Origin of the sequence: Cupriavidus gilardii, from assembly GCF_008801915.1 — a bacterium.
In the GTDB taxonomy this organism is placed as follows: Bacteria; Pseudomonadota; Gammaproteobacteria; order Burkholderiales; family Burkholderiaceae; genus Cupriavidus; species Cupriavidus gilardii.
Genome location: NZ_VZOV01000034.1, coordinates 12,556 through 35,949 on the forward strand (window position 1 = coordinate 12,556; position 23,394 = coordinate 35,949).

At 69.1% G+C, this 23,394-nt stretch carries 16 protein-coding genes; 6 read left to right on the plus strand and 10 right to left on the minus strand.

Features of this window, described 5'->3' with window-relative positions:
• Positions 1-278: 278 nt before the first annotated feature.
• From F7Q96_RS24245 to F7Q96_RS24265, 5 genes are all read right to left on the minus strand, one after another.
• A complete protein-coding gene (locus tag F7Q96_RS24245; protein WP_151023418.1) occupies positions 279-1,256 on the minus strand; it encodes a TIGR03885 family FMN-dependent LLM class oxidoreductase in 978 nt (325 codons plus the stop codon).
• 40 nt (positions 1,257-1,296) lie between these two features.
• Entirely contained in the window at positions 1,297-1,695 is a 399-nt protein-coding gene (locus F7Q96_RS24250; protein WP_053822276.1) for a sensory rhodopsin transducer, read from the minus strand.
• A gap of 49 nt (positions 1,696-1,744) precedes the next feature.
• Positions 1,745-3,370, minus strand: coding sequence for an alpha-amylase family protein (locus F7Q96_RS24255; RefSeq protein ID WP_053822277.1), 1,626 nt, complete (start codon positions 3,368-3,370; stop codon positions 1,745-1,747).
• Between the two features lie 61 nt (positions 3,371-3,431).
• Positions 3,432-5,078 (minus strand): alpha-amylase family glycosyl hydrolase, encoded by a 1,647-nt coding sequence (locus tag F7Q96_RS24260; protein WP_226994753.1) that lies wholly within the window; start codon positions 5,076-5,078, stop codon positions 3,432-3,434.
• A gap of 291 nt (positions 5,079-5,369) precedes the next feature.
• Positions 5,370-5,660 (minus strand): hypothetical protein, encoded by a 291-nt coding sequence (locus F7Q96_RS24265; protein ID WP_053822278.1) that lies wholly within the window; start codon positions 5,658-5,660, stop codon positions 5,370-5,372.
• Between the two features lie 218 nt (positions 5,661-5,878).
• Between F7Q96_RS24265 and F7Q96_RS24270 the strand changes: the two genes are divergently transcribed.
• Positions 5,879-6,409, plus strand: a complete 531-nt coding sequence (locus F7Q96_RS24270; protein WP_053822279.1) for a hypothetical protein — start codon at positions 5,879-5,881, stop codon at positions 6,407-6,409.
• Positions 6,410-6,509: 100 nt separating this feature from the next.
• On the opposite strand, the gene F7Q96_RS24275 is transcribed toward F7Q96_RS24270, so the two are convergent.
• From F7Q96_RS24275 to F7Q96_RS24290, 4 genes are all read right to left on the minus strand, one after another.
• On the minus strand, positions 6,510-8,768 hold the full coding sequence (locus F7Q96_RS24275) for a xanthine dehydrogenase family protein molybdopterin-binding subunit (protein WP_395831888.1): 2,259 nt from the start codon (positions 8,766-8,768) through the stop codon (positions 6,510-6,512).
• Between the two features lie 25 nt (positions 8,769-8,793).
• Positions 8,794-9,252, minus strand: a complete 459-nt coding sequence (locus F7Q96_RS24280; RefSeq protein ID WP_053822281.1) for a (2Fe-2S)-binding protein — start codon at positions 9,250-9,252, stop codon at positions 8,794-8,796.
• A 313-nt stretch (positions 9,253-9,565) separates the two neighbouring features.
• On the minus strand, positions 9,566-10,699 hold the full coding sequence (locus F7Q96_RS24285; RefSeq protein WP_053822282.1) for an ATP-binding protein: 1,134 nt from the start codon (positions 10,697-10,699) through the stop codon (positions 9,566-9,568).
• 265 nt (positions 10,700-10,964) lie between these two features.
• Positions 10,965-11,375: a hypothetical protein gene (locus F7Q96_RS24290; RefSeq protein ID WP_053822283.1), complete on the minus strand. Its 411-nt coding sequence runs from the start codon at positions 11,373-11,375 to the stop codon at positions 10,965-10,967.
• Between the two features lie 620 nt (positions 11,376-11,995).
• Between F7Q96_RS24290 and F7Q96_RS24295 the strand changes: the two genes are divergently transcribed.
• Positions 11,996-15,436 (plus strand): diguanylate cyclase, encoded by a 3,441-nt coding sequence (locus F7Q96_RS24295; RefSeq protein ID WP_053822284.1) that lies wholly within the window; start codon positions 11,996-11,998, stop codon positions 15,434-15,436.
• On the opposite strand, the gene F7Q96_RS24300 is transcribed toward F7Q96_RS24295, so the two are convergent.
• Complete coding sequence (locus F7Q96_RS24300; protein ID WP_151023420.1) at positions 15,376-17,319, minus strand: hypothetical protein; 1,944 nt, start codon at positions 17,317-17,319, stop codon at positions 15,376-15,378. The two genes, F7Q96_RS24295 and F7Q96_RS24300, sit on opposite strands and share 61 nt — an antisense overlap.
• A 330-nt stretch (positions 17,320-17,649) precedes the next feature.
• On the opposite strand from F7Q96_RS24300, the gene F7Q96_RS24305 reads away from it, so the two are divergent.
• From F7Q96_RS24305 to F7Q96_RS24320, 4 genes are all read left to right on the plus strand, one after another.
• Complete coding sequence (locus F7Q96_RS24305) at positions 17,650-18,162, plus strand: cupin domain-containing protein (RefSeq protein ID WP_053822286.1); 513 nt, start codon at positions 17,650-17,652, stop codon at positions 18,160-18,162.
• Between the two features lie 427 nt (positions 18,163-18,589).
• Positions 18,590-19,900: a dicarboxylate/amino acid:cation symporter gene (locus F7Q96_RS24310; protein ID WP_053822287.1), complete on the plus strand. Its 1,311-nt coding sequence runs from the start codon at positions 18,590-18,592 to the stop codon at positions 19,898-19,900.
• A gap of 234 nt (positions 19,901-20,134) precedes the next feature.
• Positions 20,135-22,081: a sensor histidine kinase gene (locus tag F7Q96_RS24315; protein ID WP_390885699.1), complete on the plus strand. Its 1,947-nt coding sequence runs from the start codon at positions 20,135-20,137 to the stop codon at positions 22,079-22,081.
• Positions 22,062-23,390: a sigma-54-dependent transcriptional regulator gene (locus F7Q96_RS24320; RefSeq protein WP_053822288.1), complete on the plus strand. Its 1,329-nt coding sequence runs from the start codon at positions 22,062-22,064 to the stop codon at positions 23,388-23,390. The genes F7Q96_RS24315 and F7Q96_RS24320 overlap by 20 nt, the downstream gene beginning before the upstream one ends.
• Positions 23,391-23,394: the final 4 nt, after the last annotated feature.

The window sequence follows — 23,394 nt, forward strand, 5'->3', positions numbered from 1 at the left end:
AATCGGCCGCCGGATGCAGGTTACAGCACGCTGTTAGCACTCACGTCCGGCGAGTGCTAATTATAGGGACGGGGTTTCGGGTTTTCAAGACGAGGTCTGGATACGGGTTTACCCGTATAAAGGAAGGCAGTTTGCCGCGGCCCCGCGCCGAGCAAGGCCGGGCGGGCATTGTCTCTTGTATTGTGCGGCCGGTAATTTTTCAGGCGGATGTCGCCTGCTGCCCCGAACGTCTGTCGCGACGGCGGACCGCGCCCGCCTTGCGGGGGAGGCAGCCAGGCTCAGGCGCCGCCCCGCAACTGCGGCAGCACCGTCTGCGCGCAGGCGTCGAGCCAGGCCTGCTGGTTGCCGCAGACGTTGTGCAGGAAGACCGCGTCGGCGCCCATCGCCAGGTCTTCGGCAAGCCAGGCGGCCTGCTGCGCGGCGTCGCAGGAGATCCGGACCGCGCGCTCGATGTCGTCCGGGGACACGGTGCCGGCGCGGGCATCGAACTCGGCCGGGGTCGCCAGGTTTGCAGCGGTCTCGCTGTCGAACACATTGGTGCGCCACTGCTCGTAGGCCATGCGGCGCGCGGCCTCGTCGCCCTGGGTGGGGTCGGCATAGGCGATCTTGGCCTGGATATGCACCGGTTTGCCTCCGCCGCCGCCCTCGCGGAAGGCGTCGATGACCGCGCGCATGGTCTCGCGCGGCGCCGAGATCGTGATCAGGCCGTCGGCCCACTGCCCCGCCCAGCGCGCGGTCTGCTCGGTCAGCGCCGCGGCGAAGATCGGCGGCGGACGCTGCGGCAGCGTGTACAGCCGGGCGCGATCGACGACGATGCTGCCCCGGTGCGTCACCTCCTCGCCGCGCCACAGCGCGCGCATCACCTCCACCGATTCGGACAGCATCGCCTGCCGCTCGGGCTTGGGCGGCCACGGCCGGCCGGTGATGTGTTCGTTCAGCGCCTCGCCGGTGCCGAGCGCGATCCAGAACCGGCCCGGAAACATGGCCTCCAGCGTCGCCGCGGCCTGGGCCACCACGGCCGGGTGGTAGCGCCCGAACGGGCAGGCGACCACGCCCGTCGGCAGGTCGACGGTCGCCATCGCGGCGCCGAGCCAGGACCAGGAATGGCCGCTCTCCCCTTGCCGCTCGCTCCACGGATGGAAGTGGTCGGAGCTGCTGAGCGCGGTAAAGCCGGCCAGCTGCGCGGCGCGCGCATAGCGCAGCAGATCGCCTGGCGAGAACTGTTCGTGCGAGGCGTGATAACCGATCAAGGGCATGGCGGACTCCTGGGCGGGATGGGGATCGGGTGCGCCGCGGTCAACCGGACGCCGCGGACACCGAGGCCGGGACCGGATAGGCCAGCGTGGTCATCAGCGCGAGCGCGGCCTGGCGCGAATCGAGCCGGGTGTGCTGCACGACGATCGGCACATCGGACTCGATCACGCTGGCGTAGTCGGTGTCCTCGGGGATCGGCTCGGGGTCGTGCAGATCGTTGAAGCGCAGATGCAGCGTGCGCCGCGCCGGCACCGTCAGCCGGTACGGACCGACGGGCTCGCGATCCGCATAGAAGATCGTCACCGTGACATGGGCCGGAGCATCGCCGGTATTGAGCAGGCAGGCCGCCTCGTGGCTGTTCAATTGCCGGCTGGCGGCAGGGTCGGTCGGCGGCAGATAGCCTTCCGCAATGACCCAGCGCCGTTGTCCGATCGCTTCCATCGCGTTTCTCCTTGGTTGTCGCTGTCCTTGCCCGAACGCATGCTCCCGATCACGGCCCGAAGCATGGCCGCTGCCGCAGCCACCGGTAGCCGTAGGCACGCAGCTTCAGCGTATGCGCGGTCTGCGCCGGCGGATACGGGCCATCGACCAGCATGTCGCGCAGCTCGCCGACCTCGACGTCGGGCAGCTTCACCTCGACGTCCTTGTCCGACAGATTGGCGAAGGTGAACACCACCTGCCCGTCCAGCTCGTGCCGCAGCGCCAGCACCGACGGACAGCCGACCTCCATCACCGTGCATTCGCCATAGCCGATCTCGGGCATGCCGAGGCGCGCGCGGATCATCTTGCCGGTCTTGGCCAGCAGCGAATCGTCGCGCAGCGTTTGGTCGTAGATATTGACCTCGCCGTAGCCGAACGGGCCCTCGCGGATCACCGGCACCGGCAGCGATGCGGGATCGGCGGGCGAGAAGCCGCCATTGACCTCGTCGGACCATTGCATCGCCGTGCGCACAGCGTGGCGCTCCTTCAGCGACAGGTCCTCGCCCATGCCGATCTCCTCGCCGTAGCGCAGGATCGGCGTGCCGGGCAGCGAGAACAGCAGCGCATGGACCTGCGCGATGCGGCGCTGGTCGCCGTCGAGCATCGGCGGCAGCCGGCGGCGGATGCCGCGGTTGTAGACCCGCATGTTCTCGTCCGGCGCGAAGCGCTGCATCACCTCCTCGCGCTCGGCCTCGCTGAGGCGCTCCAGATCGAGCTCGTCGTGATTGCGCACCCATACCGCGTACTGCGCGCGCTCGGGCGGGTCGGGCTGCTCGCGCAGCGCGCGCTCGATCGGCTCGGCCTGTTGCCGCGCAAGCGCCAGGAACAGGAAGTTGTTCAGGAAGAAGTTCGACACCAGCGTCAGCCGATGGCCCTTGCCGAAATAGCGCGCGTAGTCCGCGGCCGGCACGTCGACCTCGCCGAGCAGCACCGCGTCGGAGCGGCGCAGCGTGGCGAACGCGCGCAGGTCGTTCAGCAGCCAGAAGCCGTCGTCGCGCGGGTCCGCTTCCTTGGCCCCATCGATCATGTGCCCCGCCGCATCGATGCGGAAGCCCGATACGCCGAGCCGCAGCCAGAACGACATGATCTCCTCGATCTCGGCGCGCACCGCCGGGTTGGCGATGTTCAGATCGGGCTGGTGCGAATAGAAGGCATGCCGATAGTATTGGCCCGCTTCCTCGTCCCAGGTCCAGACGCTGTCCTCGACGGTCGGGAAGATCGGCTTGACGTCGGTCTCCACCGGCTCGTCCGCCCAGACGTAGTAGTCGCGGTACGGCGAATTGCGGTCGCGCCGCGCTTCCTGGAACCAGCGGTGCTGATCGGACGTGTGGTGCGCCACCAGCTCCACCATCACGCGGATACCGAGCTCCTCGGCCTTCTCCAGCAGCGCCACCATGTCGGCCAGATTGCCGAAGCGCGGATCGACCGCGAGGTGGTCGGTGATGTCGTAGCCGCCATCGCGAAACGGCGACTGGTAGAACGGCGACAGCCAGATGCAGGTCACGCCGAGCCCGCGCAGGTATTCGAGATGCGCCGTCAGACCCTGGAGATCGCCCCATCCGTCGTTATTGCCGTCGCGAAATACGCTGACGTCGATCTGGTAGATGATCGCATTGCGGTACCACAGCGAACGCATGGGTCCTCCCTCCTGACGGTTGAACGGCGGCGGGCGGAGCGTGCCGCGCCGCCTGTCACGCTCACGATTGCGATGGCTGCGAGCGCTGCGATCGCGTCGCCAGCGACAGCGGCTCCAGCAGCACGGCCTGCTCGGGCTGCAGCATGCCGTCGAAACGCCGGTCCGCCCCTTCGGGCAGGCTGTCGATCGCGACGCGCCAGTCGCCGTCGAGATCGACCGGCAGCGGCCGCTCGGCAAAGTTGATGCAGACCACACGCTCGTCCTCGGCATGCCGGCGGCGATAGGCCAGCACCTCGGGCGGCGACGGCAATTCCTCCCAGATGCCCAGCCGCAGCGCCGGGCTCGCGCGGCGCGCGGCGATCAGCGTGCGGTACAGATGCAGCATCGACGAGGGCTGCGACCATTGCGACTGCACCGACAGCGTGGCGGCCTCGGGCGGGAACGGCAGCCAGGTCCGCGCCGCGCGCCAGCCATGCGGCGGCGCGAAGTCCCAGGGGATCGGTCCACGCGGACCGTCGCGCCCGCCCGGATCGACGCGCTGCCCCGCTTCGACCACCACGTCCTCCAGCCCCAGCTCCTCGCCCTGGAAGATGAACGGCGTGCCGCGCAGGGTCAGCAGCATCACCGCCGCGGCACGCGCGCGGCGCATCGAGCCGCCGTAGCGCGTGCGATGGCGCTCGTTGTCGTGGTTCGACAGCACCCAGGTCGGCCAGGCCTCGGCCGGCTGCAGCAGCGCATCGACCTCGCGGATGCAGGTGCGGAACACTACCGGGTCCCACGGCGCATCGAGCGGTGGAAAGTTGAACGACATGTGCAGCTCGTCGCCGGCGCCGTAGTACTGCACCACGGTGGCGGTCGAGCGGATATTGACCTCGCCGACCAGCACGCGGTCGCCGGGATAGCTGTCGACCAGCTTGCGGATGCCGCGCAGCACCTCGTGGCTGTAGGGATCGTCGTTGAAGTCGGCCAGCGGCTCGCCGGCCAGGCAACGCGGATGATCGGCGAAGGTCGGGTCCTTGCCGGTGCAATGCGCGACGTCGATGCGAAAGCCGTCGACGCCGCGGTCGAGCCAGAAACGCAGCACGCCGTGCATCGCCTGCACGACCTCCGGATTGCGCCAGTTCAGGTCCGGCTGTTGCGGCAGGAACAGATGCAGGTAGTACTGGCCGGTGGCCTCGTCCCATGTCCATGCGCTGCCGGCGCCCAGCGCCGCGCGCCAGTCGTTGGGCTGGTCGCGCCAGATGTACCAGTCGCGCTTCGGGTTGTCGCGCGACGAGCGCGATTCGATGAACCACGGGTGCTGGTCCGAGGTGTGGTTCGGCACGAAGTCGAGCAGCACGCGCAGGCCGCGCGCGTGGGCCTCGCCGATCAGCCGGTCGGCATCGGCCAGCGAGCCGAACACCGGATCGACGTCGCAGTAGTCGCTGATGTCATAGCCCGCATCGGCCATCGGCGAACGATAGATCGGCGAGAGCCAGATCGTGTCGGCGCCGAGCGCGCGCACATGGTCGAGCCGCTCGATGATGCCGGCCAGGTCGCCGACGCCGTCGCCATTCGCATCGGCGAACGAGCGCGGGTAGATCTGGTAGACCACGGCGCTCTTCCACCAGACCGAGGTGTCGCGCGTCGCTTCGACGGCCTGCGAGGGATCGGGCGGTGGGCCGGGCATGGCGCCGACCGGTGCGGTGGCACGGACATTCACATTCATGGGCTCGCGGGCGAAGACGGTTGTCATCCGCCCGCCGATGCAGCTTCCATGCCCGTTTGGCGGCATCGGTGGTGTCGTCCATGGTGTCGTCCATGTTGTCGTCCGAAGCCGAACCGACATGGGCACGGCGCCGCCGCGGCAACGATGCGCAAATCCTGCGCGGCCGCAGTAATTTTTTCCGACACGGGGGCCGGCGCGGTGGTCGGGAAGCGAAAAGAGTGCCCGGGGTCAAGCCAGGAGGCTGGGAGCAAAGAAGCTGGCGGCGCGGCGGCGCTCTGGTAACGCAGGACGCTAGGACAACAGCCCCGAGTCCTCGATATACCCGAGGGCCTGCCGGATCTCGCGGCGTGCCTTCAGGCTGTAGCAGACCTGCCGATCCTGCACGGTCAGCGCCACGATGTCGGCCTGCAGCAGTTCCTGGAAGATCCGCCCCGCGCGGCGCAGGGTCAGGCCCGCGGCGGCGGCCACGTCGGCGGCCGGCACGCAGACGTCGCCGGCCTCCAGCAGCGCGCGGCAGATGTCGGCGCGCGCCGGATCGGCCAGCAGGGCATAGCTCAGGGTGGCTTCCTGCTTCGGGTCCATGTCCGTACATTAGGCGCCACATCCTGCAATGGCAAGCCACGTTCGGGGGATGACACACGCAGCTGCTGTGCTAGCCTACGCGGCGCCAGAGCGCGGCGCGGCGATATTGCGGCGCGCGCCGGCCACAGAGCCATACCAGAGCCATACACAACAACGGGTCGGCATCGGGCCGTCGCTGCCAACGGGCGAGCATCGATGCCTTGGACGGGAGAAGGGAAATGAATCAAGGCAGGACAGCGCGCATCGCGCTGTCGCGCCCGGGCGCAACCGAGCCGCTGCTGCAGGCGGCCGGCATGTGGACCGACTGGCTGGCCTTCGGCGATCCGGTCAGCGCCAGCGGACCGCTGCTGGCCGGTACGACGCCGCTGGTGCGCACCGACAGCCAGTACTTCATGATGACGCGGCCCGGCAGCAGTGCCACCACGATGACGCAGGGCATGCAGGTGCGGCTCGATGCCAGCAGCGACTTCGGCTCCGGCTCGGGCAAGGCCGCGCTGAAGCTGCGCGGCATGAGCATGGCGGTCGAGATCGACACGCCGCAGCCGCTGGTCTTCGACGATGCGGCCGGCGGGCAGCGCGCGGTGTCGGGTTCGATCTCGCTGACGCGGCACACCCCGGCCGCACGCCAGGGCGGGCTGTCGGCGCACGAGTCCGGCCTGATTCGCGTCACCCTGCCAGGCACGGACGGCGCGCCAACGGTGCGGCTGATGTCGATGCCGCGCCTGATGGCGCATTACCTGGCGCTGTAAAGGCCAGCGCTCCGCCGCGCGCAAAACGAAAGCGGCCGTCCCTCCGCAGGGCCGGCCGCTTTTCACATCGGCGACGCTGCCGCCGGGATCTACGTCACCTCTACGCCATCACGAACGGCAACTGCCGCTGGCGCTTGCCGGTCAGCTTGAACACCGCGTTGGCGACCGCCGGCGCGATCACCGGTACGCCGGGCTCGCCGAGCCCGGTAGGCGGATCGTTGGACGGCACGAAGTGCACCTCGACCGGCGGCGCATCGTTGATGCGCACCGGCGGGAAGTCGCCGAAATTGCTGTTCCTGACCGCGCCGTTGTCGATCTCGATCGCGAAGCCCGGCCGGATCATCGCCAGCCCGAACACGCAACCGCCCTCGATCTGCGCGCTTGCCGACAGCGGGTTGATCACGCGGTTCGCATGCACGCCGGCGGTCACGCGATGGACATGCGGCTGCCCGTTGCGCAGCGAGACCTCGACCACATAGGCCACCGCCGAATCGAAGGACTGGTGCACGGCGACGCCCCAGGCGCGGCCCGCCGGCAGCCTGCGCTTGCCGTAGCCGGACTTCTCGACCGCCAGCTGCAGCGCCGCGCGCTGCCGCGCGCCCTTGACCGGATCGAGCCGGGCGAGCCGGTAGGCGACCGGGTCCTGCTTGGCCACCGTCGCCAGTTCGTCGATCAGCGTCTCCTTGACGAACGCGGTGTGCGTATGGCCGACCGAGCGCCACCACAGCACCGGCACCTGCACCTTCGGGTGATGGACCGACAGCCGCAGCGGGAAGCCATAGTCATGATCGACGATGCCCTCGGTCATCGTATGGTCGACGCCGTCCTTGACCAGGAAGGCCTCGAACGGCGAGCCCATCGTCAGCGACTGGCCGACGATTGCGTGCTCCCAGCCCAGCACCTTGCCCTGCGCATCGATGCCGATGCGCGCATGGTGCAGATGCAGCGGCCGGTAGTAGCCACCGCGGATATCGTCCTCGCGGCTCCAGATGACCTTGACCGGCTCGCGATGGCCCTTGGCGACCCAGGCGCGCATCAGTTGCGCGGCCTCGACCAGGTAGTCGGAGGTCGGCACCGCGCGCCGGCCGAAGCCGCCGCCGGCCATCATCGTGACCACCGACACCTGTTCGGGCGGCAGGCCGAAGGCCTTGGCCAGCGCGCCGTGGTCGACGGTCTGGAACTGCGTGCCGGCCCAGACCTTGACGCGGGCCGGCTTGCCGCCGGCCACCTCGGCCTGCATCGTGCAGTTCAGCGGCTCCATCGGCGCGTGCGCCAGATAGGGGAAGCGGTACTCGGCCTCGACGGTGCGCACAGCCCCGGCCAGGTCGAAGGCATCGGCGCGCGGCGTCCTGCCTGGCTGGCGCGCCAGCTTGGCGTATTCCTCGTACAGCGCCGCGCTCGATACCGTCGAGCCGCTGTCGTCCCATTCGGCCTGCAGCGCATCGCGCCCCTGCTTCGCGGGCCAATAGCCGGTGGCGACCACGGCAACGCCGGTGCCGCCCCCATCGGTCGGCACCTCGAACACCTCGACTACACCCTGGATCGCGCGCGCCGCCTCGGCATTGAAGCGGCGCACCTTGCCGCCAAAGCGCGGCGGCCGCGCGACCACGGCGACCCGCAGGTTGTCGAGCTGCGTATCGATGCCGAAGCCGACCGAACCGTCGAGCTTGCCGCGCGTATCCAGCCGCGGCGTCGGCTTGCCGATCAGCGCGAAGCGCGACGGATCCTTCAGCGTGACCTGCTGCGGCACCGGCATCTCCATCGCGGCCTGCGCGAGCTCGCCATAGGTCGCGCGGCGGTTGCCGGCCGTGACCACGCCATTCGCGGTGGTGCACGCCGACGGCTCGACCGCCCACCGCTGCGCTGCCGCGGCGATCAGCATCGCGCGGGCGCGGGCACCGAGCTCGCGATACTGCTGGTACGAGTGCTTGACCGCAGTCGAGCCGCCGGTCATCTGGATCCCCATCGCCGGATCCTTGTACGGATCGCCGGCCGGGGCCAGCACCGCGCGCACGTTGCGCCAGTCGACGTCGAGGTCCTCGGCCAACATCATCGGCAGCGCGGTATGCACGCCCTGGCCGAATTCGAGCCGGTTGACGGCGATCGTCACGGTGTTGTCGGGCGCGATCACGATGAAGGCCTGTGGCGCAGCGGCCGGACCCTTGGCGGCGGGCACGGCTGCCGCAGCCTCCTCGGCGTGGGCCCCGCCCGGCGGCACGATGCCCAGCGCCAGTCCGCCGCCCGCGATGCCGGTCAGCTTCAGGAAGGTGCGCCGGTCGATGCCGGCTGCCGGCGCATCGTGCGAGCCCGAGGCGGCGGCGCCGGATAGCGCGGCCATCCGCGCTCCAAGTCGTTGCATTTGCATGATGTCTCCCGGCCCCCGATCAGCCCAGCGTGCGGGCCGCGTCCTTGATGGCGGCGCGGATCCGTTGATAGGTGCCGCAGCGGCACAGGTTGCCGGCCATCGCCTGATCGATATCGGCATCGGTCGGCTTGCGCTTGTTGCGCAGCAGCCCGATCGCGCTCATCACCTGCCCGTTCTGGCAATAGCCGCACTGCGATACGTCGTTCCTGACCCAGGCATCGAGCACCGCGCGGCCGACCTTGTCGGTGCCGGCGCCTTCGATCGTCGTGATACGCGCGCCCTGCAGCGCGGAGATCGGCGTCACGCACGCGCGGATCGGCTGGCCATTCATGTGTACCGTGCAGGCGCCGCAGGCCGCAATGCCGCAGCCGAACTTGGTGCCGGTCATCTGCAGTTGATCGCGCAGCGCCCACAGCAGCGGCGTGCTCGGATCGGCGTCCACCTGCATCGGCTTGCCGTTGATTTCCAGCGTCGTCATGGGGATCGTTCCTTGTCGTGCCGCCCCCTTTTTCCGGACTGTCAGCAACGCGCGCCGCGACAGGGGGCGGAATGCGGGCGCGCGAAAACGAGGCAAGCATAGTGCAAAGCCGCGCGTTTGTTTGTCCCCGGATCGTTGCCGTCACGTTGCCGTCAGCGCGGTGCAAGGTTGATGACAGTCTGGTGTCAGATTGAGCGTTCGGGCGGCCAAGGCCGCTGGGGGCCCGCCCGCGAAGCCTTCGTGCGTGCGATGGCCGCGTCAATCCTCGCAGCTGCCAGGGGCATGTACGGATGCGCGAAGGCTATTGCGCCAACTAGGGAGCATCCGCCAGGTTACGAACCCAGGCGCCAAAGTTCTCGTTCTCGAATTCGTACGAGCCGCGAGGCGACTTTGACACGACGCCCTTCTCATCAAGGCGTGCGAGCGCCTTCTGCACGTGCGCAGCGCCAAGGACCTCGATTCCAAGTTGCTCCCTGAAGGCTGCGAGCAGCGAGCGAGCGAAAGGCTTGACGGCCGGGTTGTTCGCAAACTCCACCACCAGAAGGCGTTCCAGGGCGGTCAGCTTAGCCCACGTAGCCTCGTGATTCTCGGCCAGCGCCAGCTTCTCCAGTTGCAGGGCGACCGCCTTGGCGAAGCTCATCTTCGGCTGCATCATGAGCGTCACGGCGACTTCGAGCAGCGGCTCGGGGCGCTGATGGAACTGCTTGAACGCTGCCTTCGCCTTTTTCAGATCGAGTGTGCGGCCCGTGGAGGCAGCAAACTGCTTGGCAACGAACTCCACAAAATCATCGTCCAACAGCGGAAAGTCCTGGAGCGGGTGGCCGGCCGAGTAGAGCGGAGCCCGCGTATCGGTAAAGACGTGACCCAGTTGGGTGCGGGACGAGCCGGTGAACACAACGCGGAGCCGTTTGTTGTACTTGGTCAGGGCCGTGCGCAGGGCACGCGCCAGATCCTCGCCCTCCTCACTGCGCCCCAGAGACTGGGCCTCGTCGATCAGCAACAGAACCTGGCTATCGTTTGTCAGGCGGCCAAGCAGGTCATCGAGTCGCAGCGCCATGTCGACGGCCAGCCGCCCCTTCTCGTCGCCCAACTCGATCGTCCCTTCGACCGATCCGGCGCCGACGGATGCCTTCCCCTTGATGGACTTGATCGAAGGCGATAGTTTCGCCTTCAGCCTGCCGGCGAACGTCCTCGACGCCTTGGCAGTCTCCAGGGCATGCAATAGTGCGGCACCCGGAGTCTGCCTGGTCTGCCAGAGATCCACATAAACGACAAGGTAGCCGTCCTTCTCCGCGGCCGGGGTCAAGTCATGCCGCAGGAACACGGTCTTCCCCGTACGCCGTGGCGCGAAGATGGTCAACGAGGCAAGGATTCCCGCGTTCAGGGCCGCAAGATATGACCGGGCGAGTTGAGGCCGAGGAAAGTGCCAGAGGTCCGTGAGCTTCATGGCATTACACCAAATTATACGCGATTCGTATAATTATACCGACACCGGATAATTATGGATAATTCCGGGCGCGATGCGCAATAGTCGATCGGCTCCAGATGGCAAGGTGCGCCGAACGGGGAACGCCGCAACCGCCGTCTGGACTGCTGGCCCCTCACTCGTGTTGGGCCTGGCCAGAGGGCAACTCGATGGCGAATTGAGCGGGGGCAAAAATAAAACCGCCCGCAACGGCGGGCGGCGTGGGCAAGGCGTCAAGCCGCAGCGCTCAGGCCATCGCGCTGCGCCGGCCCTGCGCGCGGCGCAGGCCAACCCATTGCAGGCAGGCGAACACCGCCACGCCCCAGGCCTGCAGCAGCACGAAGGCGCTGCCGAGCCAGGTCGGCGACAGCCAGCCGGTGACCAGCAGCAGCATGCAGTCGATGGCCCACAGCGCATTGCAGACGATCACGGCCAGCACCAGCGCGCGCGGCATCGGATTGCGCGTCGACAGCAGGCCGACGATCGCGGCATAGGGCAGCAGCACCAGGCCGGCATAGCGCAGCCAGGACGCCGGAATGGCGAACCAGTTCGACAGCACGTTGGCGTCGAACACCATCAGCAGGCCCATCAGGCCGCTGACGATGGCGTCGGCGAGCAGGACATGGCGCAGCAGGCGGGTCGGTTGGACGGTTTGCATGGTCGATCTCCGTAGGGGTCAGGGGGAAAGGCGAAGAGAAGAAAAAGAGGAAGCGGTTGCGATGGCTTCATCATCGTCGCCGGCCGTGCGCAATGCGATGACCAGCGAGGTAATCGCCGCGCAAATCTCCACCCAAACGCCGCACCAATCCCCACGCCAAACGCCGCCCCAATCCCCACCCCCAATCCCCGCCTCAATCCCCGCCTCAATCCCCGCCTCACCCCCCGCCTCAATCCCTGCCCCAATCCCCGCCCCATCCGCGCCTCAATCCCTGCCCCAAACCCCGTCCCAAACCCCGCCCCAAACCCCGTCCCAAACCCCGTCCCAAACCCCGTCCCAAACCCCGTCCCAAACCCCGCCCCAATCCCCGCAATCGCCGCACTACCGGGCCCGCCTACCTCAAAACGCCGCCCAACGCCATCCCCAAATGCGCCCCGACTTTGCGCCTTATCGGCGCTTGGCCGACATCGGCCTGACGCTATAGTCGCCCGATGCTGCCGGACCCGCGTCCGGCATGGTCCCCTTTTGCCCGGCACCGCGCCGCATGGCGGGGGACACCCCTGGCCCCGCACCTTGTCCGCCCGCCGCCGGCACCACGCCATGCGCCAACCCACGCTCCCATGACGTCCGATCCGGAACCGACCCTGCCCGCCCTGCCCCGCTGGCAGCGCGTCTCGCTTGCGTCCGCGCTGTTCTTCCTGCTGGCCGTCGCCGGCATCGCGCTGACGCGCTATCCGGGCAATGCCGCCATCGTCTGGCTGGCTACGGCCTTCGGCGCCGGCGTGACGCTGCACCAGCCGCCGCGCGAGCGCGCCTGGATGCTGGCCGGCATGCTGGTGGCGGGCATTGCCGCCAATGCGATGTTCGGCGACCCCTGGTGGCTCGCGCTGGTGCTGGGCGCTTCCAATATCGCGGAGATCCTGTTCGTCGCGTGGCTGGCACCGAGCATCAGCGGCGGCATCGGCCGGGCCAGCGCGGTGCCGCTGGCCCGCTTCGCGCTGATGCTGGGCGCGACCTGCACGCTGGCCCCGGTGATCGGCGCTACCATCGGCGCCGCCGCAATCTCGATCGCCTACGGCCAGCCCTTCGCCGGCATCTGGTCGACCTGGTGGAGTGCCGACGCGATGGGCATGCTGATGCTGGTGCCGCTGTCGGTCACCTACTCGCGCGAGCGTCTGCGCGACACGTTTCCACGCACGCGGCTGCCGCGCGTGGCCGGGCTGCTGCTGTTGACCGCCACCGTCGGCGGCCTCGCGGTGGTGCAAACGCACGATCCGTTCGGCGTGCTGTCGCTGCCGCTGGTGGTCGCCGCGCTGTTTACCAACCCGTTCGCCACCGCATTGCTGACGCTGCTGTCGATGCTGGTCACGGTGATGCTGGGACTGGCCGCCGCACAGGCCGGGCTGGTCGACGCGCCGCAGTTCCTCACCCACGCGATGAAGCTGTCGACCAGCCTGATCCTGGTGTTCCCGGTCTGCATTGCCTATCTGAGCGAGCAGAATCGGCGCGACCGCAGCGAGCTGCGCGGCAGCGAACGGCGCTTCCGCCAGGCGATGCACCATTCGGCGATCGGCATGGCGCTGGTCAGCGTCGATGGCCGCTGGCAGCAGGTCAACCGCGCGATCTGCGAGCTGTTCGGCTACAGCGCGACCGAACTCAGCCGCATCCCGTTCCAGCAGATCACGCACCCGGACGACCTGGCCGCCGATCTGGCGCAGCTCGATCGGCTGGTCGCCGGCGACATCGACAGCTACCGCATGGAGAAGCGCTACCGGCGCAAGGATGGCAACTTCATCTGGACGCTGCTGGCGGTGTCGCTGGTGCGCGACGAGGCCAGCGGCGCGCCGCTGCATTTCATCGCGCAGGTCGAGGATATCCACGAACACAAGCTGGCGCAGCAGCGGCTCGAGGCGCTGTCGCGGCGCACCGAACTGGCGGTCGAGGCGGGCCGGGTCGGCATCTGGGAATGGGACATCGCCGCCGGCACGCTGTCCTGGGACCGCCGCATGCACGCGCTGCACGGCACCGCCGCCGCCGATGGCGCGCCGGACCTCGACGGCTGGATCGCGCTGGTGCATCCCGACGACGTGATACGCGCCCGGCACGAGATGCGCCAGGCCGTCAAGGGTGCGCAGGCCTTCGATACCGAGTACCGGATCCTGCGGCCCGACGGCGAGGTGCGGCATATCCGCGCGATGGCGGTGGTGTCGCGCGCCGAGGACGGCACCGCGCTGTCGATGGTCGGCACCAACTGGGACATCACCGAGCACCATCGGCTGACCGAGGCGCTGTTCGAGGAGAAGGAGCGCCTGCATATCACGCTGCGATCGATCGGCGATGCGGTGATCTGCACCGATGCCTCGCTGCGCATCACCTTCATCAATCCGATCGCCGAGCAGCTGACCGGCTGGACCATGGCCGAGGCCGACGGCCGGCCGCTGGCCACGGTGTTCCACGTGGTCGACGAAACCAGCGGCCAGCCGATCGCCTGCCCGGTCGCCAAGTGCCTGCAGACGCTGCGGCCGGTCTATCTGGAGGATGGCGCGGTGCTGATCAGCCGCCATGGCGAGCGCCATGACGTGCAGGACTCCGCCGCGCCGGTGCTGACGCCGCGTGGCGACGTGATCGGCGCGGTGCTGGTGTTCCAGGACATCACGGCGGCCCGCGCGCTGCAGCGCAAGCTCGCGCATTCGGCGATGCACGACGCGCTGACCGGGCTGCCCAATCGCATCTGGTTCGAGCAGCGCCTGCGCGAGGCCTGCGAGTCCGCGCGCGAGTTCGACCAGCACCATGCGCTGTGCTTCATCGATCTGGACCGCTTCAAGATCGTCAACGACACCGCGGGCCATGCCGCCGGCGACGTGCTGCTGCGGGAGCTGGGTCACGTGATCCGCAGCCAGGTGCGGCCCGACGACCTGCTGGCGCGGCTCGGCGGCGACGAATTCGCGCTGCTGCTGCGCAACTGCTCGGTGGACCAGGGCGAGCGCGTCTGCCTGAAGGTCATCGACGCGATCCGTGCGCGCCGTTTCCCGTGGGAAGGCCGGGTCTACGACGTCGGCGCCAGCGTCGGCATCACCGCGATCGACCGCGAGGCGCCGCCGCTGGGCGAGCTGATGAGCCGTGCCGACGTGGCGTGCTACGCCGCCAAGGCCGCGGGCCGCAACCGCGTCTCGGTCTATCGCCGCGACGAGAGCGACGCGCGCCGCCACCATCGCGAGCTGCAGGTCGCCGCGGGCATCCATTCGGCGCTGGAGGCCAACCGCTTCCGGCTGTTCGCGCAGGAGATCCGCGCGCTGGCGCCGGGGTCCGGATCGACGCCGCCGGCAGCATTGCCTGCGTCATCGCCGGCATCGCCGCCCGCATCGCATATCGAGATCCTGGTCCGCATGGTCGACGAGCACGGCAGCCTGGTGATGCCTGGCGCCTTCATTCCGGCGGCCGAGCGCTACGACCTGATGGGCCATGTGGACCGCTGGGTCATCCAGCATGTGCTGCGCGATTTCGGCGCGCGGCTGCTGGCGGTGCCGGGGCTGTCGGTGTCGATCAACCTGTCGGCCAATTCGCTGGGCGAGCCCTTCCTGCTGCCCTTCCTGCATGCCGAGCTGTCGAACTCGGTGCTGCCGGCCAGCCGCATCCGCCTGGAGATCACCGAGACCGCGCTGATCAACAACATGGCGGCGGCCAACCGGCTGGTCGCCGAGATGCGCAAGGCCGGCTGCACGATGGCGCTGGACGACTTCGGCGCCGGCCTGTCGTCGTTTGCCTATCTGAAGCAGTTCCCGGTCGACTACCTGAAGATCGACGGCAGCTTCATCCGCCATCTGGCCAGCAGCGCCGTCGATCGGGAGATCGTCAGCTCGATCAACGACATCGGCCACCGGCTCGGCATCCACACCGTGGCCGAGTCGGTCGAGGACGAAGCGACGCTGGACGTGCTGCGCGAGATCGGCGTCGACTATGCGCAGGGCTATGCGATCGGACGGCCGATGCCGCTGGAGGACTACCTGGCGCGCTGCGCCAGCGGCACGCCAGGCGAGACGGCGCAGCGCCAGCCGAGATAGCGCAGCTTGCCGCCGCTGCCCCGGCGATTCAGCCGTGGCTGGCAGCGGCAACGGCGCCGTCTGCCAGCCGGCGCAACAGCGGCGTGCGGGCGTCGTCCTGCCGCGCAGCGTGTCGTGCGTCGTGCTTCGCCTCGTGTCCTGCGACGCACTGCGTCTCCTCCAACGACTCCACCGACTCCACCGACTCCACCGACTCCACCGACTCCGACGACTCCACCGACTCCGACGACTCCGACGCGCCGTCGGCTTCGCGCACCGGCGCGGCCGGCTGCGCGCGCGCCGGATCGATGCAGCGTCCGTCGAGATGGCGCTGCACCAGCTTCAGCGCCAGCCGGCAGCTCGGGGGTCTGCGCGGCCTCGATCGCGGCCACGACTTCGGCATCGGCTCCGAGCGTGCGCATCAGCGCGCGCGCCAGGCTGCGCTCGGCCAGCGCTTGCGCGGAACCGCGCGCCTGCAGATGCTGCATCACACGCATCGCGATCAGATGACGATGCGCGTCGGCGTTGCCGGCATCGATCTGCGCGCAGGCCGTGCCGATCGCGTTGGCGGCGGCGGCGTCGTTGCCGCCGGCGGGCCGCAGCGTCCGCCGGGCCGTCCGCGCGGCCGCCTGCAACTCGCGCCGGTCCTTGTACCACCGATACATCTTGGACACCGCGAAGACGAGCCAGCACACGCCGAGAACCCCGCCGACCACCGCCAGCCCCATGCCGGCCGTGGCCGCGGTCAACGTGGTCAGCGCGGCCACCGTCAGGCCGAGCACCGTGCCGTTGACCGCCAGCGTACCGGCGCCGTAAGCGATCCGAAACTTCGCGTTGCGGCCCTCCCGGTTGGCGTTGTCGATGGCCTTGCCGAGCCGGCCGTCGCAGTACTGCATCGCGGTGCGATAGAACGCCGCCGTCTGCTGCAGCGACTCGGAGTCCGCCTCGCCGACGATGGCCTGCTGCCGCCTCGACAGCGGCTGCGCCTTGCAGACGGTGGCCGCCGCGCCGTTGTGCTCGAGGCCGGCCAGCGCGGCCGCGAGCGGGGAACGCCGCAGCAGCTCGCGCCGCCGATGCAACGCCGCGCGCTGCTTGCCGCTGTCACGCAGCTGCATGACCCCGGTGACGACATGCGCCGCCGACATGGCCATCGACGCCGCGCATCCCGCGATACCCGTCCAGGGCAAGGCGGTCGCGATCAACGGAAACAGGTGGCCGAGCGTCTGGATCGCGGAGAACCCCGCCGCGCCGCTTTGCACGATGCCGTCGCGGGCCAGCGTCAAGCCGCGATGGAACAGCTTGCCGCCGCAGTCGCCGCGCTCGGCCCGCGTGTGACGATGCATGAGGAAGGCGTCGAGGTAGCCTTCGTCGCGCAGTGCCTGCCGCTGCTGGCGCCGCATCGCGCGCTCGGCAGGCAGCGCGGCTTCGGTGCGCGATGCCAGCCGCCGGCGCAACGCCGCTTCGCAGAGCTTGTGTTCGGCGAACGTCTGCCGCAGGCGCGCATCCAGCAGGCTGCGCTTGGCGAGCACCGAGCGGAATCGCCGGATCGCCACGCCGATCTCCACCGCCGCCAGCAGCGGCATCGCGGCGCCGATCCGAACGCTCAGCGTGGAGAGACCTGGAGGCACGCCGTCGCGCAGCATCGCGGGCAGTTGCGCGGCGCGCGTAGAGGCCACCGCGGCCGCAACCGCGCCCCAGATCGGGTAGAGCGCAGATTCGAGCTTGCCGAGCCCGGAGAACGGCCGCTTCGCCTTGTGGACGGTGATGCGGCACACCACGCCGCCGAGCAACATGGCGCCGACGCCGACCTTGCCGGCTGGCGGGGACGGCGGCAGCGCGCTCTGCCGCCATGGCGTGGTCGGCGCGGAACCCGCAAAGGAGGATGCAAAACCGGTTGGAGGCATGATGGTTCCCCGCAACGCGCGCCGGCGTCGGCAGGCGACACGTCGCAAATACACTGCGGACACAAGACCGAGGCACCGCATGGTGCGGCGCACTATCGAACTCGGGATGGCGGGAATGTACGACGTGTGCAACTGCAAAAGTCACGCGGAATGCGTGCTTCTTTAGTTTCCGGGCAAGCGAATCGGAAGAACCTCGGCTCGATCTTGGTCCGCGAAGGCGGAATGGCATCGTGCGTGAACGCACAGAGACCGGGGATGCGGCCTCGTTACGCTGGGTCAAGCCCCGTCCCGCGCCCTTGCGCGCTACCGCTACAGACAGGAGACCGCGCCATGCCGCCACGCAGGTCCGCCGCCGCGCACGACGCGCGCATCGAAGGCGTGTTCAGCCGCGTCGACGCCATGACGCTGGAGGACTGTCCGATCGAACCGGGCTGGGTGCGCGCCGGCCAGCCGCACGCGCGCGCCGCCACGCATGCGATGGCGCGCGACGGACTGGCCTCCACGCATCTGTGGGAATGCAGCGCCGGCGCCTTCGCCTGGCGCTTCAGCGTCGAGGAGACCGTGCTGATTCTCGACGGCGAGGTGCGTGTGACCAGCCCCGGCGGACAGGTCCGCACGCTGCGCGCCGGCGACGTCGGACATTTCCCGGCCCATACGACGTGGCTCTGGGAGGTCGACCGCCATGTGCGCAAGATCGCCTTCTGCCGGCGCGAGGTGCCGTGGCCGCTGCGCCTGGCCACGCGGGCGCTCGACCGGCTGCTGGAACGGGCCCGGGCGCTGAGACCGGCCGGCGGCGCGTGGCGGCGCCCGGGCCGCGACGCCGGGATGTCGTCGTCGCCCTGAGGCATCGGGCGCGACAGGCGCGACGGGTGCGCCGTTCGGAAATCCGAACACGCCGACTGCACGCGCTCCCGGAAATCCGAACGCTGTCGCCGAAGCCTCGAACTTTTTCTTTTCGTTTCAAGCACTTGCAAGGTGCCCTCCGCCTTCGCAAGCTGGCACGCCTCGTGCGAACTAGGGCCCCCATCTATAGCGCCGCTGCCACCCGGCTGCGCCACAACGATGGAGGAAACGACATGGCTGCCCCCACCCTGCCCGCCTGGCCCACACAGCGTTCCCGACCGCGTCCGCGCCCGCTGCCCTGAAGCGGGCGCGCGTTGCCGCGGGCGCCTCGGCGTCCGCCGACCTGTGCGGGGCGGTGCGCCGCCTTGCGCGTCTTTCGTTTCCCAAGCTGTCCGGCCCGCGCCGGACGCCTCAGGTTTGAATCACGATGAAACTGAACCGACTGCCTACCCTGATCCTGTTCGCCATGCTGCTCGGCCTGCTGGCCGGCACCGCCGCGCACCACCTCGCGCCCGACGCCGCCGCGGCCAAATCGATCGCCGGTCATCTGTCGATCCTGACCGACGTGTTCCTGCGGATGATCAAGATGATCATCGGCCCGCTGGTGTTCGCCACGCTGGTCAGCGGCATCGCCAGCATGGGCGACGGCAAGGCGGTGGGCCGGATCGGCATGAAGGCGATGGGCTGGTTCGTGATCGCCTCGGTGACCTCGCTGCTGCTGGGCCTGGTGATGGCCAACCTGCTGACGCCGGGCCATGGCATGAACCTGCCGCTGCCGCCCGCCGACGCCACCTCGAACCTGAAGACCGGCGCGCTGAACCTGCGCGACTTCGTCACCCACATGTTCCCGAAAAGCATCGCCGAGGCGATGGCGAGCAACGAGATCCTGCAGATCGTGGTGTTCTCGCTGTTCTTCGGCTTTGCGCTGGGCGCGGTCAAGGACGGTCCCGGCAAGCCGCTGCTGGCCGCGATCGAGGGCCTGGCCAAGGTGATGCTGAAGGTCACCAACTATGTGATGGCGTTCGCCCCGGTCGGCGTGTTCGGCGCCATCGCCGCGGTGATCACCGCCGAAGGCCTGGGCGTGCTGACGGTCTACGCCAAGCTGCTCGGCAGCCTGTACCTGTCGCTGGCGCTGCTGTGGGCCGCGCTGATCTTCGGCGGCTATCTGTTCCTCGGCCGCGACGTGTTCCGCCTGCTCAAGACGCTGCGCGCGCCGCTGATGATCGGCTTTGCCACCGCCAGCAGCGAGTCGGCCTATCCGAAGGTGATCGACCAGCTGACCCGCTTCGGCGTCAAGGAGCGCATCACCAATTTCGTGCTGCCGCTCGGCTACTCGTTCAACCTCGACGGCTCGATCATGTACACCTCGTTCGCGGCGCTGTTCGTCGCGCAGGTCTATGGCATCGAGCTGACGCTGACCCAGCAGATCACGATGCTGCTGGTGCTGCTGGTCACCAGCAAGGGCATCGCCGGCGTGCCGCGCGCCTCGCTGGTGGTGGTCGCCGCCGTGCTGCCGATGTTTGGCCTGCCTGAGGCCGGCATCCTGCTGGTGCTGGGCATCGACCATGTGCTCGATATGGGCCGTACCGTCACCAACGTGCTCGGTAACGCCATTGCCACGACCGTCGTCGCCAAAAGCGAAGGCGCGATCGGCGCGCCGGTGCCGGAAGAAGCGGACGACACCGCTGAAGACGGCGCTACCGACCTGGCACCCGTCCAGGTCCTGGCGAGCAAGTAGCCTCCCTGCTTGTTTCTTCAGGGCGTGCCAGGGGCCCGACCGCCAATCCGGCGGCCGGGCCTTTTTCATTGGCGATGGCATTCGGGGGTCTCACCCTGTTCCACCCGGACGTCAGCCCCAGGTTTTCTCCCCTCTCCCCTACCCCTCTCCCAGAAGTCGGAGAGCGGAACCGATGCCGAGCACCCGAGCTGGCTCACCGGGTGTGATAAAAGAGAGCGCATGCAGATAACCGCAATGCCGAACCGCCAGTCCTCCGCCGTGTCTTCCCCCCCTTCCCGCCCAGCCCCCTGCTCGCCGCCTCGTCCGCCCCGCCGCCAGCGCGGTCTGGCCGCCGCCGCGCAGCTGCTTGCGCTGCTGGCGCTGGCCGGTCTGGTCGGCCTGGCAGGCTGGCTGGGCTACCGCTATACCTTCGACGCCGCGCTGGCCCGACAAGCCGAACGCGGCCAGGTGCAGCTGCGCCTGTACGGCCAGGCGCTGTCGAGCGAACTGGCCCGCTACGACTTCGTGCCGAGCCTGCTGTCGCTGGACGACGAAATCAGCGCACTGCTGGCCCGCCCCGACGACCCCGCCCGCGTTGCCGCCGCGAACGCGCATCTGGCCGCCGTCAATGCGCGCGCCGGCACGCTCGCCGTGTTCGTGCTCGACCGCCAGGGCCGGGTGCGCGCCACCAGCAACTGGCAGCGCCCCGACAGCTATCTGGGCGAAGACCTGAGCTTCCGCCCCTACTTCCAGGCCGCGATCGACGGCCAGCTCGGCCGCTTCTACGGTGTCGGCACCACGCGCGACGAATCGGGCTACTACCTGTCGGCGCCATTGGGCAACGGCAACGGCCAGCGCCCCAGCGGCGTCGCGGTGGTCAAGGTCGGGCTCGAGCCGCTGGAGCAGCGCTGGCAGAGCGCCGACATGCAGATGCTGCTGTCCGACGAGAACGGCGTGGTAATCCTCGCCTCCGAGCCGTCGTGGAAGCTGCGTGCCCGCCGCGAGTTGAGCGCCGCGCAGCGCGAGCGGCTGAACCGCAGCCTGCAGTACAACCGCGCGCCGCTGGAGCGGCTCGAATTCACCCGGGTGCGGGCCATGAACAACGGCGACGCGCTGGTGCGCATGCGCCGCGGCCCATCGATGCTCGAACAGAACGCGATGCTGCCCGGCACCGAATGGCAGCTGACGCTGCTGACCGATACCTCGCAGGCGCGCATGGCCGCGCTGAACACCGCCGCGCTGTGCGGGGTGCTGACCGCCTTCGTGCTGCTGCTGGGTGCCGCCTGGAACGTGCGCCGGCGCATCGTCAGCGAGCGGCTGGCCGCGCGCGCCGCGCTCGAGGCCGCCAACAGCGAGCTCGAACGCAAGGTCGCCGAGCGGACCGCCGACCTGACCAGCGCCAACCACCTGCTGCAGACCGAGATCGCCGAACGGATCCGCACCGAGCGCGAACTGCGCCAGGCGCAGGACGGCCTGCTGCAGGCCGGCAAGCTGGCCGCGGTAGGACAGATGTCCACCGGCATCGCGCACGAGCTGAATCAGCCGCTGGCCGCGCTGCGCACGCTGTCGGGCAATACGCAGAAGTTCCTCGCGCGCGGCGACCTCGCCACGGCCCAGGACAACCTCGGCACCATCATCGGCCTGGTCGAAAAGATGGGCCGCATCACCGGCGCGCTGAAGTCGTTCGCCCGCAAGCCCGGCCGCAACGGCAAGGGCAGCGCGCTGCTGGCCGATGCGATCGACAACGCGCTGTTCCTGCTGGAGACACGCGTACAGGCGGTGCGGCCGGAGATCGTCCGCGATGTCGACCGCACGCTGGCGGTCGCCTGCGATCCGAACCGGCTCGAACAGGTGCTGGTCAATCTGATCGGCAATGCGCTCGACGCGATGGCGGCAGAGCCGGCGCAGCGGCCGCCCCGGCTGGAGCTGCGCGCGGCGGTGGCCGAAGGCATGGTCCGCTGCACGATCCGCGACAACGGCCCCGGCCTGTCCGAGGAAGCATTCTCTCGGCTGTTCGAACCGTTCTTCACGACCAAGCCGGCGGGACAGGGACTGGGCCTGGGCCTGACACTGTCCGCCGGCATCCTCGACGAATACGGCGGCACGCTGGTCGCCAGCAATCACCCCGACGGCGGCGCCTGCTTCACGATGGTGCTGCCGATGGCCGGCAAGGAGACGCACGATGGCGCCCAAGCTCAATGATCTGTCGGTGCTGATCGTCGAGGACGATCCGGACGTCCGGCTCGGCTGCGAACAGGCGCTGCGCCTGGAAGGCATCGCCACCCGCGCCGTCGGCACCGCCGAGGCCGCGCTGCAAACGGTGGCCCCGCACTTTCCCGGCATCGTCGTCACCGACATCCGGCTGCCCGGCATCGATGGCATGGCGCTGCTGACGCAGCTGAAGGCGCGCGATGCCGCGCTGCCGGTGATGATGATCACCGGCCATGGCGACGTCGGCCTCGCGGTGCAGGCGATGAAGCAAGGCGCCTACGACTTTCTGGAAAAGCCGTTCGCCCCCGAGCGGCTGGTCGAGGTCGCGCGCCGCGCGCTCGAACAGCGCCGGCTCGCGCTCGAAGTCGCCGAACTGCGCGACCGGCTGGCGGGCCGCGAACGGCTCGAGGCGCGCTTGATCGGCGTGTCGCCGGCAATGGAACGGCTGCGCCGGTTGATCGCGGATCTCGCCGACACCAGCGCCAACGTGCTGATCCACGGCGAGACCGGCACCGGCAAGGAACTGGTGGCGCGTTGCTTGCACGACGCCAGCACCCGCCACGCGCGCAACTTCGTGCCGATCAATTGCGGCGGCTTGCCCGAGCAACTGTTCGAAAGCGAGATCTTCGGGCACGAGGCCGGCTCCTTCACCGGCGCGGCCAAGCGGCGCATCGGCAAGATCGAACACGCCGAGGGCGGCACGCTGTTCCTCGACGAGATCGAGAGCATGCCGATGTCGATGCAGATCAAGCTGCTGCGCGTGCTACAGGAACGCGTGGTCGAACGGCTCGGCTCCAACACGCCGGTGCCGGTCGACGCGCGCGTGGTCGCGGCGACCAAGGCCGACCTGAAGGCGCTGTCCGACACCGGCCAGTTCCGCGCCGACCTCTACTACCGGCTCAACGTGATCACGCTGGAACTGCCGCCGCTGCGCGAGCGGCGCGAGGACGTACCGCTGCTGTTCGACCACTTCGTCGCGCAGGCAGCGCTGCGCTTCGAGCGCGATGCGCGGCCGGCGTCCCCGGCCGAGCTGGCACGGCTGGTCGCCTATCCGTGGCCCGGCAACGTGCGCGAGCTGCGCAATCTCGCCGAACGACATGTGCTGGGGCTGGGATGCAATCCCGAACAGGGCACCGAGGAACCGGCGCTGTTGCCGCTGGCGCAGGCGGTGGAGCAGTTCGAGCGCGCGCTGATTGCGGATGCGCTGCGGAGGAATGAGGGGAATCTGAGCCGGGCTAGTGAGGCGTTGGGGGTGGCTAAGACTACGTTGTTTGACAAGGTGAGGAAGTACGGGCTGTAGGCCT

Bases quoted from the DNA above. Each gene is read 5' to 3' on its own strand.
- F7Q96_RS24245 (WP_151023418.1), bottom strand. From the start codon at position 1,256: ATGCCCTTGATCGGTTATCACGCCTCGCACGAACAGTTCTCGCCAGGC.
- F7Q96_RS24250 (WP_053822276.1), bottom strand. From the start codon at position 1,695: ATGGAAGCGATCGGACAACGGCGCTGGGTCATTGCGGAAGGCTATCTG.
- F7Q96_RS24255 (WP_053822277.1), bottom strand. From the start codon at position 3,370: ATGCGTTCGCTGTGGTACCGCAATGCGATCATCTACCAGATCGACGTC.
- F7Q96_RS24260 (WP_226994753.1), bottom strand. From the start codon at position 5,078: ATGAATGTGAATGTCCGTGCCACCGCACCGGTCGGCGCCATGCCCGGC.
- F7Q96_RS24265 (WP_053822278.1), bottom strand. From the start codon at position 5,660: ATGGACCCGAAGCAGGAAGCCACCCTGAGCTATGCCCTGCTGGCCGAT.
- F7Q96_RS24270 (WP_053822279.1), top strand. From the start codon at position 5,879: ATGAATCAAGGCAGGACAGCGCGCATCGCGCTGTCGCGCCCGGGCGCA.
- F7Q96_RS24275 (WP_395831888.1), bottom strand. From the start codon at position 8,768: ATGCAACGACTTGGAGCGCGGATGGCCGCGCTATCCGGCGCCGCCGCC.
- F7Q96_RS24280 (WP_053822281.1), bottom strand. From the start codon at position 9,252: ATGACGACGCTGGAAATCAACGGCAAGCCGATGCAGGTGGACGCCGAT.
- F7Q96_RS24285 (WP_053822282.1), bottom strand. From the start codon at position 10,699: ATGAAGCTCACGGACCTCTGGCACTTTCCTCGGCCTCAACTCGCCCGG.
- F7Q96_RS24290 (WP_053822283.1), bottom strand. From the start codon at position 11,375: ATGCAAACCGTCCAACCGACCCGCCTGCTGCGCCATGTCCTGCTCGCC.
- F7Q96_RS24295 (WP_053822284.1), top strand. From the start codon at position 11,996: ATGACGTCCGATCCGGAACCGACCCTGCCCGCCCTGCCCCGCTGGCAG.
- F7Q96_RS24300 (WP_151023420.1), bottom strand. From the start codon at position 17,319: ATGCCTCCAACCGGTTTTGCATCCTCCTTTGCGGGTTCCGCGCCGACC.
- F7Q96_RS24305 (WP_053822286.1), top strand. From the start codon at position 17,650: ATGCCGCCACGCAGGTCCGCCGCCGCGCACGACGCGCGCATCGAAGGC.
- F7Q96_RS24310 (WP_053822287.1), top strand. From the start codon at position 18,590: ATGAAACTGAACCGACTGCCTACCCTGATCCTGTTCGCCATGCTGCTC.
- F7Q96_RS24315 (WP_390885699.1), top strand. From the start codon at position 20,135: ATGCCGAACCGCCAGTCCTCCGCCGTGTCTTCCCCCCCTTCCCGCCCA.
- F7Q96_RS24320 (WP_053822288.1), top strand. From the start codon at position 22,062: ATGGCGCCCAAGCTCAATGATCTGTCGGTGCTGATCGTCGAGGACGAT.